The sequence below is a fragment of the Desulfolutivibrio sp. genome (assembly GCF_036584575.1).
Classification (GTDB): domain Bacteria; phylum Desulfobacterota; class Desulfovibrionia; order Desulfovibrionales; family Desulfovibrionaceae; genus Desulfolutivibrio.
Genome location: NZ_JAZHDB010000224.1, coordinates 1 through 16,737, shown reverse-complemented (window position 1 = coordinate 16,737; position 16,737 = coordinate 1). Strand labels below are relative to the sequence as shown.

The window sequence follows — 16,737 nt, the reverse complement described above, 5'->3', positions numbered from 1 at the left end:
AGAAACAGTCTAAACGTTACTTAATTTTTGAACAATTGTCATGCAAGTTTCTGATAAAAATATTCAAATCCGAGTCAGAACTGGTTAATAGGTCAAGGCCGTAACGGTGCTTGACAATAAGATCGACGTCAGGGTTTTCCATAAGCGCTCTTCGCATGCCGGGGATCGAAGACAAAAGTTCATTGACATTTCTGTGACACAGTTCACGTGTAGTTGTTACCCCAATATCTGGTCTATAGTAGAAGTAAGCCATAAAAAAGGATTGAAGAAGAGAGGATGAGGCTATCTCGCCGGGCCAAGTGAGCGAGATGATATTCATAGCCTCTTTGTCTGCTTCAATTTCTCGTTCTATAGTTGGTATATTTCTTGATGAAGAAGTACAATGTAGAATGATGTGTGCCATTTCATGTGATAAAACTGAGCGCATGAGCGATTGCCATTGAAAAACTGATTCCGGAATAAAATTAGCTTTATTTGTGATTTGCAATGTCTCATTGTCGGGAAGTCCCAAAAATTCTGAAATCTCAGGAGGTCTTCCGTTTAATGCCGCACGGTCGTGTCTAATAATTTGATCTGTATATATTTTAGCTAGTTCATTAATATATAAACCCAGAGCTTCCTGCTTGTTCAACCTAGCGTCCGGAAGGAGGGCAATCATAACATTTGCTTCCGCAATGCGATACATAAGAAGGCGAAGTTCTTTGCTGATAGCAATTTCTTTGCAGTTGGTAGAAGCGTCAAAGTATGTATTGCTATTGAAATTGAGCTTTATGTCTTTTATCAGAGGGTATTTACTTCCTAGAATATTTTTCATATGTTGAAAATCGTCATTTATAACCTCACAGAATCCTATGTCTTTATTTTCAACCGTTTGTTTGTGGTATTCTTCTTGCGTTCCTTCGAATTTAGGGCGTACACCATGGGTGTAGTAATCACTTGCGGACGAATAATCTGACACAAAGATGATGGATAATATCGTGTTGATGAGTAGTGCAGTGCAGTTAATCTTCATTTTTCCCTCCCAGATCAAATACGATGCTTTGAAGCTTGTCGCAGCTTTCTTTAGAAATGGAGAGATTTTCACATGCACATTTTTCATTTTTTGTTTTATCAACTATACAAGAACGCCAAGAAGTTGCAATATCTTTCCCCAATATGGTGATTAAAAAATTTTCAATTGAGGTGTCAATCGCTTCAGATTGGATTTTAAGATTACTTTTTTGTATAGTGGTTAAGCTACTATTGTTGGCAGCTGAATTTATCGTTTTTCTGACGTTCCCCAGAGACGAAAGGATGTCATGGAAAGTAGGGTCATGTTCTGTTAACTTTCCATGGATATATAATGTAGACTCTGAGGACGTTGTCCCAGTTGTGGCTATTTCGTGAAGACTTTTAAGATCGATGGGACTGCTGTTTGTTGTGTATACAAGCGCTGCGATAATGAGGAATATAAGTGGCTGGCCAAAGTTATTAAAAACAAACTTTCCTGTGGTAATATTTATCTCTGTACAGTCATTCGATTTCTCGTACTTAGATGCCATGCGAGCTGCCATGAAGAGTGCGTAAAAGACAATAAAATCCGAAAAGATTCGAAATAAGATCCGTTCAATTATGATTGCCGGTTCAAAAAACGCATACATTGTAGACATAGCAACCTCTAAAGTCTTCGGGTGTCCCGGTAGATCTTGAAGAATGAACTTATTTGGAAACTATTTTTGGCCTCGACAAGCGCGTGCTATTGTTTCATGTTGTTAGATGCCAGTTTGAGTCAAAATTTTTCGATATAAATTTTAGCTTAGGCATAAATTAATGACAATCTAAATTTTATCCTGGCCCACTCGAAAGGTATGATATGGCTTGGGAGGACACAATTTTAATAAACAGGTATTGCGGACGCTCTGCGGGCCGGTTCGGAGAGCGGCATTCGCAAAAATGTACAGTGATAGTATCCACGTAACGCCGCTGTCCGAGGGTTGATCGTCGCCTCCACGATCGCGCCGCGCCCCGGCCCGGGAACTGCCTCCCGGCCGGGGCGCGGCGTTTCGGCAAGCCCCCAAGGCGTATGCCCGACCGGACGCCAACACGTCACACGTAAAAAAACGCCAGCGGCCCTTGATATTTTTTTCCGCTTATGCCCAACTGCCTGGGCGTCGACGACCTCTCCCGCCTTGAACCTCCTGCGTGCGTATCGGGGGCGATCATGAGCAGGGCCGAACGGATCATCACCTCCCTCCTGGCCCAGGCCGGGATCACCGTCAACGGGCCGAACCCCTTCGACATCCGCGTCCACGACCCAGACCTGTATTCCCGCGTCCTGCGCGACAAAAGCCTGGGCCTGGGCGAGGCCTACATGGAAGGCTGGTGGGACTGCGAATGTCTGGACGAGCTGTTTCGCCGCCTGTGCCTCGCCGAACTGGACGTCTGGGCCCAAAAAAGTCTGCCGCTTCTGATCGACCTCTTCTTTGAACGGCTCTTCAACCGCCAGTCGCGAGGCCGGTCCAAGGGCGTGGCCAGACGGCACTACGACCTGGGCAACGACATGTTTTTGTCCTGGCTCGACCCCAACAACCAGTACAGTTGCGCCTATTTCTCCGGGACCGGCGACCTGGAGACGGCGCAAAGGCACAAGCTCGACCTCATCCGCCGCAAACTGGACATCCGGCCCGGCGACGCCGTCCTGGACATCGGATGCGGCTGGGGCGGGCTGTCCGCCTATCTCGCCGAACACTGCGGCTGCACGGTCACCGGGGTGAACATCTCGCACGAACAGGCGGCCCACGCCAAGGCCTGCGCAACGGCCCGGGGTCTTGCGGTGGAGATCGTCGAACGCGACTACCGCGACATGCGAGGGCATTTCGACAAGATCGTGTCCGTGGGCATGTTCGAACACGTGGGCCAAAAAAACCACCGGGACTTCATGCAGGCCGTCAACCGCTGCCTGCGGGACGGCGGAACGTTCCTTTTGCACACCATCGCCGCCAACGTCTCGGCCGTCGGGTGCGACCCCTGGATTCGCAAATACATCTTTCCCGGCGGCGCCCTGCCCTCCCTGGCCCAGATCGCCCGGGCCGCCGAGGGGCTTTTCGTGGTCGAGGACGCCCACAACCTGGCCCCCCACTACGACAAGACGCTCATGGCCTGGCACGAACGCTTCCAGGCCGCCTGGCCGGGCCTGCGGCAACGGTTTCCGGAGAGTTTCCGGCGCATGTGGGACTATTATCTTTTGTCCTGCGCCGGGGCCTTCCGGGCCCGGGCCCTGCAACTGTGGCAACTGGTCATGACCAAGCCCGGCACGCCGCAGCCACCATGCCGGGCGGGGTGAGGCGCGAGCCCCGCCGCTTGGCGCCTCTTCGCCGATGGTTGGGGATGCCGGGCGCCGGGAAAAAGACTGACGGGCGTCATGCGGCGACGCATATCATGAGCCGGATTCCCGCTGACGTCTCCCTCAAAGGCTTTTTTCTTTCCGAAAAGCGTATTAGGATTCCCGCCGGATAAGCGGCCATCCCTTGCTTGCCAGAGCCGCACCGACCCTCGCGACCCCGGCCAGGGCCGCCCGGCAACGCATGCTCTGGCCCCATGGAGTTCCCTTTGCTCTCCATCACAAGTGAAATCAATCTGTATTGCGACGTCATTAGCCTGGACCCCCTGATCATCGTGGGCTTCGGTTCGCCGAACCCCGGCCAGCCTGCCTTGACGCTGAGCCATGCGCTTCGGGACAAAAAGGTCTATTACATCCTGTGGTCATGGTGGACGCTGCAGGATGACGCTGAACTCTACAACATGGTGACCGCCTGCCATTACTTGAAAAGGCACTATCCGCTGCACGACATGCACGTCATGGCGAATGATCAGGTCGACATGGCTCTTCTCAGAAAATGTGAAATAAATTCAACATTTTGCCATCAAAACGCATTCCTCGATCAACGTATTTTCAACATCATCGATGGGTCAGCCAAGGAATATGACGCCATATATAATGCGAGGCTCAGTCCGTTTAAGAGGCATGCCCTTGCGTCTCAATTAAATAGCGTCGGTCTGATATATTATTCTATTGCAAAAGAAAAAGAGGAGGCGGCCGCATATAAAATCAAGATCAAGAGGGATCTTCCCAACGCTGCATTTTTGAATGAACATCCCGAAACCGGCGTGGATAGGTTCTTGTCGTCACAGGAAATATGTGGGCTCTACAACATGTCTAAAGTCGGGTTATGCCTTTCATACATGGAGGGTGCCATGTACGCTGCGACGGAATACCTGTTGTGCGGCATTCCCGTCGTCAGCACCCACAATATCGGAGGGAGGGACTATTTCCTGCATAGAGATTTTTCCCGCCTCGTCGATTCGGACCCGCGCGCCGTCGCTGAGGCGACGTATGATCTGATTTCGGCAAAAATCCCCCCCAAGGTGATCAGGCAACGCACCTTGCTGGAAATGCTCAGGCACAGACAGATTTTCATCGATCATGTCCAAACCATCTTTGACAAAGAAAACGCCGGGAGAAGATTCGCAGACGAATGGGACGTGGTTTTCAAAAACAAGCTGTTGGTCTGGGGCATCCCGAACTGGCAGGTGCTTGAATACATACGAAAGAATGAAGGACACCGGGGGCCGCTCACGACGCCGCTTGCACGGCGGTATGGCGTGACGGTTCCGGAAAATTTCGAGTGGGAATAAGCGGCGAACAAACGGAAAAAGCGCCCGGAACCGGCCGCCGAGCCCGTAAGCCCGGTTCGGCCGCCTACTTCACGGCGGCGATCTTGGCCAGGGCCGCGAAGCACTCCTCCAGGGGGGCGGGCTCGCCCACGTCCTGGCGCAGGTAGATATTGATGGGGCCGATCATGGCCAGGGCCCGGTCGATGTCCGGATTCGACCCCTTGGCGTAGGCCCCGATGTTCACCATGTCCTCCACCCGGCGGTAGGTGGCCAGAAGCCGCAGGAGCGCCTTGCCCGCCTCGCGCTGCTGCGGGGTGGTCACGTCCGTGCGCAGACGGCTGATGCTTTTTAAGACGTCGATGGCCGGGAAATGTCCCTGGTCGGCCAGGTCGCGGGTGAGCACGATGTGCCCGTCCAGGATGGACCGGGTGGCGTCGGCGATGGGTTCGGTGAAGTCGTCGCCGTCGACCAGCACGGTGTAGATGCCGGTGATGGAGCCGGATTTGTTCTTCCCGGCCCGCTCCAAAAGCTTGGGCAGATGAGCGAAGACCGAGGGGGTATAGCCCCGGGTGGTGGGCGGCTCCCCGGCCGCCAGCCCCACCTCGCGCCCGGCCATGGCGAAGCGGGTCACGGAGTCCATCATAAGTATCACGTCCGCGCCCTCGTCCCGGAAATATTCGGCCATGGCCGTGGCCGCGTAGGCCGCGCGCATGCGGATCAACGGGCTCTGGTCCGAGGTGGCGATGACCAGCACCGACCGGGCCAGCCCCTCGGGGCCCAGATCCTTTTCAATAAATTCCAAGACCTCGCGGCCGCGTTCGCCCACAAGCCCGATGACGTTGACGTCGGCCTTGGTGCCCCGGGCGATCATGCCCATGAGCGTTGATTTCCCGACGCCCGAACCGGCCATGATGCCCACCCGCTGGCCCTTGCCCAGGGTCAAAAGGCCGTTGATGGCCCGCACCCCCACGTCCAGGGGCTCGGAGATGCGCGGCCTCTCCAGGGGGCTGGGCGGCTCGGCGAAGATGGGGCGAAATTTCCGGGGGAAGATGGGGCCGATCTCGTCGATGGGATTGCCGAAGGCGTCCACGGTGCGGCCCAGAAAACGCCTCCCCACGGGCATAAGCGGCGGGGTGGAGGTGTTTTTGATGAGCGTGCCGGGGCTTATGCCGCGCATGTCGCCGTAGGGCATAAACAGGCAGGCCCCGTCGCGAAACCCCACCACCTCGGCCGGAATCTCCATGCCCCGGGCGTCGTCGGGCATGAGTCGGCACACGGAGCCGATGGGGGCCTTGATGCCCCGGCCCTCGGCGATGAGCCCCACCACCTTGCTCACCTTGCCGAAGGCCTGGGCGGGCTGCAAGTCGGCCATGATGCTGACCAGGGCCTTGGCGTCAAGCTCCATGGACGTCGCCCGCCGCCTCGCCATCGGCCTCGGGGCGCACCGAAAGCTGTTCGAAGATGCGCGAAACCTCCGCAAAACGGCTGTCGACGGTGTTGTCCACCATGCCGTCGCGGCTCTCCAGGCGCACGCCCCCGGGCAGAAGCGCCGCGTCGCCGCGCACATGCCAGCGTTCGAGCCCCTGGCGGCTATGGGCGGCCCGGGTCAAAAGCTCCTCCATCATGGGCATGTCGTCGGGATGCACGATCACGGACAACTCGGTGCGGCTGTCAATGAGATCCAGGGCCTCGTCCAAAAGCGAGGCCAAAATCTCCTGGCGCGAGTCGCCCAAAAGGATGCCGAAGGATTTTTCCAGGGCCAGGCGCACAAGCGCGACGAAATCCTGACGGTAGCCGTCCCACAGGGTCTTGCGGTCGCCCTGGATGGCGGCCAGGGTCTCGCCGAAGGCCTTGCTCATCTCGGCCACATGGGTCTCGAACTGGGTCTGGGCCTGCTCCGTGCCCTGGGCCAGCCCTTCCTCCCGAGCCGCGACGCGCAGCCGCTCGGCCTCGGTCATGGCCTGGGCGATGATCTCCTTGGCCATGTCCTGGGCCTTTGTCCGGGTGCGCTCCCAGAATTCGGCCTCCATGCGCTCGAAGGGAAACGGCGTCCGCCGGGCCTCGATCTCGGCCACGGTGGTCTCCTGGGGACCGGCCGCGCCGACGCCCATGACCACCCGGCCCGTGGCCGACGCAATGCCCCCGGGGGGGTTAGACGAAGACATCCCCGCCTCCGCGCCCTATGGCGATCTTGCCCTCGGCCTCCAGGCGACGCACGGTCTTGACCACGTTTTGCTGGGAGCTCTCCACGTCCGAGAGCTTCACCGGCCCCATGATCTCCAGATCCTCCTGGATCATGGTCGCGGCGCGCTCGGAGAGGTTTTTGAAGAACTTCTCCTTGAGCTCATCGCTGGCGCCCTTGAGGGCCTGGGTCAACTCCTCGTTGGAGACCTCTTTGAGGAGTTCGCGGATGCCCCGGTCGTCCAAGGCCTTGATGTCCTCGAACACGAACATGAGGTTGCGAATGTCCTCGGCCATCTGGGCGGATTCCTCTTCGATCTCCGAAAGGACTTCCTCCTCGGTGGCCCGGTCCACGGCGTTTAAGATCTCGGCCACGGCCGTCACGCCGCCCACCTTCTTGCCTTCCTTGCCGCCCATGGCGATGAGCTGGTTTTGCAGAACCTTGTCCACCTCCATGAGCATCTCCTCGGCCACGGCCTCCAGCCGCGACAGGCGCATGAGCACCTCGGCCCGCACGCCCGAGGGCAGGTTCTGGAGGAGCTCGGCGGCCTGGTCCGGATGCAGATGGCCAAGGATCAGCGCCAGGGTCTGGGGATGCTCGTTGCGAAGGATCTGGGCCAGGATGCGCGGACTGACGTTGCCGAGCTCCTGGAAGGGCGTGGGCCCGGTGTCGATCTCCAGCGAGTCGAGGATGTACTTGGCCGTGTCCGCATCCAGGGTCTTGCCCAGAAGCTGCCGCACCTGATCCGGCCCGCCCACCACCATTTCCTTGCCGAACTGCATGTTTTCGTTGAATTCGTGAACGATCTCCTCGACCTGCTCCTTGGGCACGGTTTCCATGTCCAGCATGGCCTTGGAGATGCGCGCGATCTCCCGACGATCCAGGCGCTTGAACACCTCGCCGGTGAACTTGTCGCCAAGCGCCAGACAGAGCACGGCGGTTTTCTGGGGACCGGAAAAAGGGGCCATGTCGCCCTACGCCTCCTGCTTGAGCCAGCTTTTGAGCACGGTGATGGACTGCTCCACGTTTTCTTCGAAAAGTTGCAGGGCCAGGGCCTTGGCCAGTTCAAAACGCTTGGATTCCTCGATGACGCCGACTTCCTCTTCCTCGGGTTCTCCCAGGGCCATGCGAGCCTCTCCTTCAGGCAGACGATCCAGTGTTTCGATGCCTTCCTCCGATACCCGGGGCCGGATCAGGGCCATGACCACCGGGCGCACCACCAGGATCAGGAACAGGAAGATCAAAAGACCGTTCAAAAAGGGCTTGCCGAGACGCTGGGCGTATTCCAGCATGGTCTCCATCAGGCTCGGTTCACCGGACAGGTCCGGGGAGCCGAACTCGAAGCTCGACACCTCCACCTCGTCGCCCCGCCCGGAGTTCACGCCCGCCGCCTTGGACACCAGGGCCCGGATGCGCTCCAGTTCCTCGGCCTTGCGCGGGGCGAACACCGGAGTCTCCGACCCTTCGGGAGTGGTGTACGTTCCGTCCACGATAACCGCGATGGTCTGGCGATTCAAGCCTCCCATGGAGGTGACGATGTTTTGTTCTTCCTTGTTGATCTCGTAGTTGGTGGTGCGGTTTTCCCGGTTGGACTTCTGGGTGGACTCGGTGCCGGAAAAGCCGTCGCCGCGAAAGTTGGTGTTGGGCACGGCCGCACCGCCCTGGGGGGTGGTGATGGCGGCATCCTCGACCATGGCCGAACCGGAGGTGGATTCCTCGCTGCGCTGCTCGCTGCGCACCACGGTGGCGTCGGGGTCGTAGGACTCCTTGCGGATGGTGCGCTGGTTGAAATCCAGGTCGGCGTTGACCTTGACCATGGCCCGGCCGGGGCCCACGATGGGCGTGAGCAGTTGCTCGATGCGGTTTTCCAGGTTGGCTTCGTAGGTGGTCTTGTATTCCAATTGGGAGGTGGTCATGCCTTCCATGGTGCTGTCCCCGGTGGGCTGATACAGCACCAGGCCGTTGGTGTCGGTGATGGTGATCCGGTCGGGCGTCAACCCTTCGACGGACATGGCCACCAGGTTGACGATGCCCAGGAGCTGCTTGTTGTCCAGGCGCTGCCCCTGCTTGAGCGTCAGGACCACCGAGGCCGAGGCTGGCTTCTGGTCCTCGATGAAAAGGCTCTTATGGGGCAAAACCAGATGGATGCGGACCTTTTCCACCTGGGGAAACTCGCCGATGGTCCGGGACAGTTCGCCCTGCATGGCCCGTTGGTAGTTGATGCGCTGGACGAAATCCGTCTGGCCGACCTTGAGTTCGTCGAAAAGCTCGAAGCCCACGCCCGAGCCGTGCATGACCCCTTCCCCGGCGATGCGCAGGCGCTGTTCGTAGACCATGTCCTCGGGCACCAGGAGGGTCGCCCCGTTATCCTGGATCCTGTAGGGAATCTTCGAGGCCTGAAGTTGCTCCGTCACCCGGGCGGCGTCTTCCGGGGAAAGCCGGGAATACAGCACCCGGTATTCCACTTGGTTGAGAAAAAAGAGCATGAGCAAAAAGGCCAGGACCACCGAGGCGGCCAGCCCGCCGACCAGGATGCGTTGGGCCAGGGTGCGGTCGGACCAGAAGCGGGCGATTTTGTCCCAATATTTGGCGATGGCGGGGGGCATGCGTCTTCTCCGAAAGTGGTCTGGTTATTGGAAATGTCGGCCTAAAACTGCATCTTCACCAGCTCTTTGTATGTCTCCATGACCTTGCTGCGCACGGCGGTGGTCATGCCCATGGCCAGACTGGCCTTTTGCAGATGGATCATCAGCTCATGGACGTTTTGGGTCTCGCCGGAGGCAAAGGATTGGATCATGTCCGCCTTCTTGGTCTCCATGGCGTTGACGTTCTCGATGGAGCTTTGCAGGGTGTCCATGAAGGACTGCCCGGGCATGGCGGGCTTGGCCAGACTTTCGGCGACCTTCGTATCGATACGACTGGCCGAAGTCAGGGCGTTTTTGTAGGCGGAAATCGCTACAGGGGAGATGGCCATGGGATTTCTCCTTTATCTTCCGATTTCCAAGGCCTTGGAAAACATGGACTTGGTGGTGCTGATGGAGGCCGCGCTGGCCTCATAGGACCGCATGGTCGTGATCATGTTGGCCATTTCCTCCACCACGTTGATGTCGGGATAGGCCACATAGCCGTTTTCGTCGGCGTCGGGATGCCCTGGCTCGAAGACCAGACGGGGGGGACGGTTGTCGTTGACCACGCCCGTGACCTTGACCCCGGAGAGATCCCGGTCCAGGGCGCCCTGCATGGCCTTGGAAAAGGGGGAATCCACGGGGGTGGATTCGAAGACCACGCTTTTGCGCTGGTAGGGCCCCTCGCCGTTGACCGTCTTGGTGGAACGGATGTTGGCCAGGTTCATGGAAATGACGTTCAAATTGGTGCGCTGGGCGCTTAACGCCGACGAGCCGATGTCCAGTGCTGTCGAGAAGTCCATGTTACTTGCCTCCCTCGGCGATGATTTTCTGCATGCCCTCGAAACTGCGCCGGGCGATGTCCGACAGGGCGTTGTACATGAGCGTGTTTTTGGCCATCACGGCCATTTCCTTGTCCATGTCCACCGCGTCGAGCCCGGCGACCACCTGGGGTTTCCATTTTTTCGACAGCTCGCCTTCGAAATTTGACGCATCAAAGGCCGATGGAATGTGACCGCTGGCGGTGCGGGTCATTTTTCCCTTGCCGTCACGGTCCAGGGCCTTTTGCAACTCGCCTTCGAAGTCTATCTTCCTGGCCTTGTAGGCCGGGATATCGATGTTCGCCAGATTGGACATGACGACATTTTGACGTTCCAGGTGCAGATCCAGCACCTTTCCCACCAGGCCCACATTGTCTGGAAACAAGGATTTCATAGGTGTTTGCTCCCTCGTTAGGCTTCCTGCCGCCCTGTTATCCGGCGGCGCGCCACACGTGATTCGCAGGGCACAAAGCAATTCCCGTTCCACGACTCCAACATTCTGTAATACATGTATAAAATGAATTCTCGACACCGCCCGGCCCACCCCGGGCCTCCGCCGCCCGGCAGGGGGAAGAATCTGCTTGTGGCATGGGCGTTGCATGAGTGGGCTTGCCCGGAAAAAACGGGTCCCGGATCGCGCTTTCCGGGCGGACAAGGGTAGGGGAACGGGGAGACGTTCCTTCGGCTGTCCCGGCACGGGGACGGCGAAAAGAGGTGCGGACCAAACAATGCATGGACGCAGGCCGCAGACCTCGAATGCCACGGAGGGGACACGCAATGAGCGGTCAACTGGATTACGAAATCAACAAGGAACTTGGCGAGTGCTACCTGTTCATGGGCGACCTGGACAAGTCCGAAGAGTACTACCACAAAGCCATGGGCGATGACGGCGTCTACGCCGAACCGCACCTGGGCCTGGCCACCATCGCCGTGCAGCGCGGCGAATTGGATCTGGCCATGGGGCACTACCGCAAGGCGGCCGACCTGGAACCCGGCGACCGGTCCTATGCGGGCATGGCGCTCATCGAGATGGAGCGCGGCGAGATCGACGCCGCCTTCACCCACTTCGGCATGGCCCTGGCCGTAAATCCGGAAAATTTGGTGGCCCTTTTCGGGATGGTGCGCCTGGCCTACGCGCATGACCGCGTGCAGGACGCCCTGCCCCATCTCAAGGACTACCTGGCCGTGGACCCGGTGAAAAACGAGGTGCGCTTCACCCTGGCGGGTTGTCTCATGACCCTGGGCAGGCATGAAGAGGCCCGGGAGCAACTCCAGACCATCCTGGAACAGGAGCCGGGCAATCAGCCGGCCATGGAGCTTTCGGAACAGCTGCGCCAGGTCGCAGCCTAACATCCGGCGTCATAAGCGGTTCGGGAGGACTGCGGCCGAAAGCAACCTCCCCGGTGGCGGATCGCCCCGCCCTGGGAAAAAATGCCCCGGCCCCACGCCTCTGCGGACGGCGCGACCGCGATATCTCCCCTCCCCGTTCGGCTTCCGACCCCCGTGGCAGCGCTCCCGGGGGCCGGAAGCCGATATTTGGCGAAAGGGGCGACTTGCCAAGGCGGGCCGAATTTGGCAGTGCCTTTCCAAAAAGCACAGAGGAAAGGCATGGATCTTCTCCCTATTCGTCGCGCCCTTTTGAGCGTCACCGACAAGACCGGACTGGCGGCTTTCGCGGAATTTTTGCAACGCGGCGGCGTGGAGCTGGTCTCCACCGGCGGCACCCGCAAGGCCCTTCAGGACGCCGGGCTGGCCGTCACCTCCGTCAGCCGGGTGACGGGGTTCCCCGAGATTCTCGACGGCCGGGTCAAAACCCTGCATCCCCACATCCACGCCGGAATCCTGGCCGACAAGGACAATCCCGAGCACCGGCGCACCCTGACCAAGCACCAGTTGGCCGCCTTCGACCTGGTGTGCGTCAACCTCTACAATTTCGCCGACGCCCTGAAGGCCGGGCTGTCGCTTTCCGACATGGTGGAACGCATCGACATCGGCGGCCCCACCCTGCTGCGGGCCTCGGCCAAAAACTTTCAAAGCGTCCTGGTGGTTCCCGGCCCGGGCTGCTATTCCCGGGTGCAGCGCGAACTTGCGGACAAGGATTTCCATGTCGGCCTGCCGCTTCGCCGGGACATGGCCGCCGCCACCTTCAAGCTGACCTCGGAATACGACGCCATGATCGCCTCCTACATGGCCCGCTGACCGCGCCGCAACCCACAACAGGGACACCGCCATCGCCTCCAAAGTCCAGGGAAACACTGCGGGCTTAAAGCCCAGCCAACTGCGCGCCGTGGAGCGCCTCCTGACCCGTCGCTATCCGGGCCAGGGCGGCTACACCCTCGAACAGGCCCGGGAACTGGCGGTCCTAAGCGCCGGGATCAGCCGCCAGATCGGCCTGCTCATCGACCGCAAGGGTCGGCCGTCCATGGTCATCGTGGGCGAGCAAAAGGGCATCTACATCCCCGAACTGGCCCGCTCCCGCATGGGGACCGGACGCCTGCGGGGCCTGCGCCTTTTGCACACCCACCTTTCCGAAGAGCCCCTGTCGGAAGAAGACCTGACGGACATGCTGTTCTTGCGCCTCGACAGCGTGGCCGCCCTGACCGTGGACCAGGCGGCCGCGCCGCGCACCCTTTTTTCCGCCCATCTGCTGCCTCCGACGGCCTCCAAGGAACCCTACCGCCTGCTGCCCCCGGCGGACTGGGACAAGGTGGATACGGATTTCACGGCCCAGGCCCTGGCCCTGGAAGACGAACTGTCGCGGGAGGGGGAAAGCCTGGCCGCCCATGGCGAGGCGGGCCGGGAGTTGGCGGTCCTGGTGTGCGTCTCGGACGCGCCCCGGGAGGACATGGAGGCCTCCCTGGACGAACTGGCCGCCCTGGCCGACACGGCCGGCCTTCTTGTGGCGGATCGGGTGGTGCAGCGGGTGGCCAAGGTCAACCCCAAATTCATCCTGGGCAAGGGCAAGCTGGCCGAAATCGAGATCGTGGCCCTGCGCAGCGGGGCCGGGACGCTTCTCTTCGACAACGAACTGGTCCCGAGCCAGATCCGCAACCTGGCCGAGGTCACGGAGCTCAAAATCCTGGACCGCACCCAGCTCATCCTGGACATCTTCGCCCAAAACGCCCGCACCCGTTCGGGCAAGCTCCAGGTGGAGATGGCCCAGCTCAAATATCTCCAGCCCCGTCTGGTCAAGCAGGACCGGGCCATGTCCCGGCTCATGGGCGGCATCGGCGGCCGGGGCCCGGGCGAGACCAAGCTTGAGATCGACCGCAGGCGCATACGGGAGCGCATCGCGCGCATCAAAAACGAGCTTTCCGGGCTGCGCAAGCGCCGGGCGGCGGCCCGGGCCGGACGATCCGGGGCCGGGCTGCCGGTGGTGTCGCTGGTGGGCTACACCAACGCCGGGAAATCCACCCTGCTCAACACCCTCACCGGGTCCGAGGTGTTGGCCGAAAACCGCCTGTTCGCCACCCTGGACCCCACCACCCGGCGGCTGCGCTTCCCCAGCGAACGCGAGGTCATCCTGACGGACACCGTGGGGTTTATCCGGGAGCTGCCCAAGGAACTCATGGAGGCCTTCCGGGCCACCCTGGAGGAACTCGAGTCGGCGGACCTGCTCGTCCAGGTGGCCGACGCCTCCCACCGCGAGGTGCTGCACCAGATCCGGGCCGTGGAGGAGATTTTGCGCGACCTTGGCCTGGACACTATCCCCCGCATCCTGGTCATGAACAAGTGGGACCGGATGGAGGAGAAGGCCGGGCGCGAGTTGCTGTCGCGCTTCCCCGGGGCCATCCCGGTGTCGGCCCTGTCCCGGGAGGGGCTCAATCCGCTGGTGACGGAGATTTTACGACGCGCGCCCTTCGGCGGCGGCGTGGTGGCCCGGGATGTGGAGGGCGACGGCATCTGGTGCGACCCGCCCGACGCCTTGCAATAGGGGCACGGGGCGGCGGCGTCAGACCGGAGTCAAAGGTCCAGGGCCTTTTGCACCGTGGCCAGGGGGAGGAAAAGCGTCCCCGGGCGGCTTACCAGCCGCATGAATCCATGATGCTCGTAAAAGGACGCGGCGTGCTCGTTTTTGGCGTCCACCACAAGCGTAAACCCCGCCACATCCATGCGCAGGGCGCGATGCATGGCGTCCACCAAAAGGACTGAGCCCACTCCCCGACCCTGGAAGGTCTGGGCCACCGCCAATCGGCCGATGCGAACGGCCGGAAGCGTGGGGTAGCGCGGCAGGCGTCTGGTGATGGCCTCGGGCAGGTCCGATACCGGAAGACCGGCGCAGGCCAGGGTGTAAAATCCGGCGACGTCCGTTCCGCCAAGGGCCACAAAGCAGGATGCCACGCGACGTTTCACGTCCTGGGCGACGCCTTCCCGAAAGTAGCGGTCAAGCGCCTCCTCGCCGCAGGAAAATCCCTTGCGGTCCAGGCGGTTGTCCAGGGCCACGAGGCGCAGGTTCACGCCGGATCGACGCTTTCGCGGTGACGTTTGGCGGCCCGGACCAGGGCCGGGGCCGGAGACGGCGGGTCAAGCAGGGCCTGGGCGATCACAAGCTGGTCCTTGGCCGACAGGCGCAGGATCTCCATGTCCTCGATGGTCTTGCGGGCGGCCTCGCTGGCGGCGGTCACGACAAAATCCGTCAGGCTGCGCCCCTGCAACTCGGCGGCGCGCTTGAGCAGGGCATGGACCTCCCCGGGAAGACGCGCCTCAAGGCGGGCTGTGGCGTTGCGGCTGTTCATGGGTGAAAAATACGGCAGATTGCCGTACCAGTCAACCGCTGTCGCCGGGCCAGCGGGTGCGCCAGCCGCCAGGCCGTGGTCCGCCCTTGAAACCACGGCCCAAAACACGTACCGTGCCCTTGCACGGCGCTTAAGCCGCAAAAGGCCCCACCACCATGCCGGACACCCTGCTCTCCATTCACGACGTGCGCACCGCCTTCCACACCGCCGAGGGCACGGCCGTGGCCGTGGACGGCGTGAGCCTGTCCGTGGCCCGGGGCGAGACCCTGGCCGTGGTCGGCGAGTCCGGATGCGGCAAGACGGTGCTTGGGCTGTCCATTCTGGGACTGGTGCAGCCGCCGGGACGCATCGACGCCGGGCGGGTGCTCTTCGACGGCACGGATCTTTTGACCCTGTCCCCGGACGCGATGCGCCGGGTGCGCGGCAACCGCATCTCCATGATCTTCCAGGAGCCCATGACCTCGCTCAATCCCGTGCTGCGGATCGGGGAGCAGATCGCCGAGGCCATCCGCCTGCACCGAGGCAAGTCCCGGAGCGAGGCCCTGGCTCAGGCCGGACACATGCTGACCCTGGTGGGCATTTCCGACCCCGACCGCCGTCTGTCCAGCTTTCCCCATGAACTCTCCGGGGGCATGCGCCAACGGGTGATGATCGCCATGGCCCTGTGCCTTTCCCCGGATCTGCTCATCGCCGACGAACCCACCACGGCCCTGGACGTGACCATCCAGAAGCAGATCCTGGCCCTCATGCTGGATCTGGCCGCCGCCAAGGGCACGGCCATCCTGCTCATCACCCACAACCTGGGGGTGGTGGCCGAGACCTGTGACAACGCGGCCATCATGTATTCCGGACAGGTGGCCGAATACGGGGACGTGCCGTCGCTTTTCGCCACCCCCCTGCATCCCTACACCGCCGGGCTGATCCGCTCCCTGCCCCGACCCGGGGACAAGACGCGGCTGGCGGCCATCCCGGGCACGGTGCCCAGCCTGACCCGGCTGCCCCGGGGCTGCCGGTTCCACCCCCGCTGCCCCCTGGTCTTCGACCGCTGCCGCACGGAAGTCCCGCCCTTTTTCCGCCTGGAATCCGGACGCTGCGCGCGCTGCTGGCTGCATGCCGAGGCGGCTGCGGAGGTTTTGCCGTGAGCGCGCTGCTGGAGGTGCAGGGCCTTTTCCGGCGCTATGTCGTCCGGGGGGGCGTTTTGGGAACGACCCGACGCACGGTGACCGCCGTGGACGGCGTGGACCTGGCCGTGGGGCGGGGGGAGACCGTGGGTTTGGTGGGTGAATCGGGCTGCGGCAAATCCACCCTGGCCCGATGCGTGGCCGGGCTTGAACGCCCAAGCGCCGGCCGGGTGCTCTATGACGGCCGGGAGATGGACGATCCCCTGGTGCGCGACAATCTGCCGCGCCTGATCCAGATGGTCTTCCAGGATCCCTTTTCCTCCCTCAACCCGCGCCGCAGCGTGGGGTTCAGCGTAGCCGAAGGGCTGTGGGCCATGGGCATGGGCGACCGGGCCGCCCGCCGGGAGCGGGTCATGGAGCTCTTGGGCCAGGTGGGGCTTTTACCCGAGCACGCCGCCCGTTATCCCCACCAATTTTCCGGGGGCCAGCGCCAGCGGGTGGCCATCGCCCGGGCCCTGGCCACCAACCCGTCCCTGGTGGTCTGCGACGAGCCGGTGTCGGCCTTGGACGTATCCGTGCAGGCCCAGGTCATCAATCTCC

General features: G+C 61.1%; 18 protein-coding genes. 7 read left to right on the top strand and 11 right to left on the bottom strand.

Translation table 11 applies throughout. The features are described 5' to 3' along the window. Positions 1–16: 16 nt before the first annotated feature. Positions 17–1,012 carry a hypothetical protein gene (locus tag V3572_RS16800; RefSeq protein WP_332112183.1) on the bottom strand — a complete coding sequence of 332 codons (996 nt, stop codon included), beginning with the start codon at positions 1,010–1,012 and terminating at the stop codon, positions 17–19. Next, positions 1,002–1,541 carry a hypothetical protein gene (locus V3572_RS16795; RefSeq protein ID WP_332112182.1) on the bottom strand — a complete coding sequence of 180 codons (540 nt, stop codon included), beginning with the start codon at positions 1,539–1,541 and terminating at the stop codon, positions 1,002–1,004. The genes V3572_RS16800 and V3572_RS16795 overlap by 11 nt, the downstream gene beginning before the upstream one ends. A 659-nt stretch (positions 1,542–2,200) precedes the next feature. Here V3572_RS16795 and cfa point away from each other — a divergent pair. Both cfa and V3572_RS16785 read left to right on the top strand, forming a co-directional pair. Further along, complete coding sequence (cfa, locus tag V3572_RS16790; protein ID WP_332112181.1) at positions 2,201–3,322, top strand: cyclopropane fatty acyl phospholipid synthase; 1,122 nt, start codon at positions 2,201–2,203, stop codon at positions 3,320–3,322. Positions 3,323–3,588: 266 nt separating this feature from the next. After that, entirely contained in the window at positions 3,589–4,674 is a 1,086-nt protein-coding gene (locus V3572_RS16785) for a glycosyltransferase (RefSeq protein WP_332112180.1), read from the top strand. 64 nt (positions 4,675–4,738) lie between these two features. Here the strand turns inward: V3572_RS16785 and V3572_RS16780 are convergent, their stop codons facing one another. From V3572_RS16780 to flgB, 7 genes are read right to left on the bottom strand one after another with little or no spacing between them, the layout of a single operon-like run. Next, entirely contained in the window at positions 4,739–6,058 is a 1,320-nt protein-coding gene (locus tag V3572_RS16780) for a FliI/YscN family ATPase (RefSeq protein WP_332112179.1), read from the bottom strand. Beyond that, on the bottom strand, positions 6,048–6,818 hold the full coding sequence (locus V3572_RS16775; RefSeq protein WP_332112178.1) for a FliH/SctL family protein: 771 nt from the start codon (positions 6,816–6,818) through the stop codon (positions 6,048–6,050). The genes V3572_RS16780 and V3572_RS16775 overlap by 11 nt, the downstream gene beginning before the upstream one ends. Further along, positions 6,805–7,803, bottom strand: a complete 999-nt coding sequence (fliG, locus tag V3572_RS16770) for a flagellar motor switch protein FliG (protein ID WP_332112177.1) — start codon at positions 7,801–7,803, stop codon at positions 6,805–6,807. The genes V3572_RS16775 and fliG overlap by 14 nt, the downstream gene beginning before the upstream one ends. A gap of 6 nt (positions 7,804–7,809) precedes the next feature. Beyond that, a complete protein-coding gene (gene fliF, locus V3572_RS16765; RefSeq protein ID WP_332112176.1) occupies positions 7,810–9,441 on the bottom strand; it encodes a flagellar basal-body MS-ring/collar protein FliF in 1,632 nt (543 codons plus the stop codon). Between the two features lie 41 nt (positions 9,442–9,482). Continuing rightward, entirely contained in the window at positions 9,483–9,809 is a 327-nt protein-coding gene (gene fliE, locus V3572_RS16760) for a flagellar hook-basal body complex protein FliE (RefSeq protein ID WP_332112175.1), read from the bottom strand. Positions 9,810–9,821: 12 nt separating this feature from the next. Next, entirely contained in the window at positions 9,822–10,262 is a 441-nt protein-coding gene (flgC, locus tag V3572_RS16755) for a flagellar basal body rod protein FlgC (protein WP_332112174.1), read from the bottom strand. Position 10,263: 1 nt separating this feature from the next. Next, positions 10,264–10,674, bottom strand: coding sequence for a flagellar basal body rod protein FlgB (gene flgB / locus V3572_RS16750; RefSeq protein WP_332112172.1), 411 nt, complete (start codon positions 10,672–10,674; stop codon positions 10,264–10,266). Between the two features lie 383 nt (positions 10,675–11,057). On the opposite strand from flgB, the gene V3572_RS16745 reads away from it, so the two are divergent. From V3572_RS16745 to hflX, 3 genes are all read left to right on the top strand, one after another. After that, complete coding sequence (locus tag V3572_RS16745) at positions 11,058–11,630, top strand: tetratricopeptide repeat protein (RefSeq protein WP_332112171.1); 573 nt, start codon at positions 11,058–11,060, stop codon at positions 11,628–11,630. A gap of 258 nt (positions 11,631–11,888) precedes the next feature. Then, positions 11,889–12,479 carry an IMP cyclohydrolase gene (locus V3572_RS16740; RefSeq protein ID WP_332112170.1) on the top strand — a complete coding sequence of 197 codons (591 nt, stop codon included), beginning with the start codon at positions 11,889–11,891 and terminating at the stop codon, positions 12,477–12,479. 79 nt (positions 12,480–12,558) lie between these two features. Then, on the top strand, positions 12,559–14,214 hold the full coding sequence (gene hflX, locus V3572_RS16735; RefSeq protein WP_332112211.1) for a GTPase HflX: 1,656 nt from the start codon (positions 12,559–12,561) through the stop codon (positions 14,212–14,214). A 29-nt stretch (positions 14,215–14,243) separates the two neighbouring features. Here hflX and V3572_RS16730 read toward each other — a convergent pair whose 3' ends face one another. Together V3572_RS16730 and V3572_RS16725 are read right to left on the bottom strand one after the other, a co-directional pair. Further along, positions 14,244–14,738 carry a GNAT family N-acetyltransferase gene (locus tag V3572_RS16730; RefSeq protein WP_332112169.1) on the bottom strand — a complete coding sequence of 165 codons (495 nt, stop codon included), beginning with the start codon at positions 14,736–14,738 and terminating at the stop codon, positions 14,244–14,246. Continuing rightward, the gene (locus V3572_RS16725) at positions 14,735–15,016 is read right to left on the bottom strand and encodes a type II toxin-antitoxin system TacA family antitoxin (RefSeq protein ID WP_332112168.1); all 282 of its coding nucleotides are present in this window, start codon (positions 15,014–15,016) and stop codon (positions 14,735–14,737) included. The genes V3572_RS16730 and V3572_RS16725 overlap by 4 nt, the downstream gene beginning before the upstream one ends. Positions 15,017–15,171: 155 nt before the next feature. Here V3572_RS16725 and V3572_RS16720 point away from each other — a divergent pair, with 155 nt between their 5' ends. Further along, a complete protein-coding gene (locus V3572_RS16720) occupies positions 15,172–16,158 on the top strand; it encodes an ABC transporter ATP-binding protein (RefSeq protein ID WP_332112166.1) in 987 nt (328 codons plus the stop codon). Continuing rightward, a partial coding sequence (locus V3572_RS16715; RefSeq protein ID WP_332112165.1) for an ATP-binding cassette domain-containing protein occupies positions 16,155–16,737 on the top strand: 583 nt, incomplete at its 3' end. The genes V3572_RS16720 and V3572_RS16715, both read left to right, overlap by 4 nt.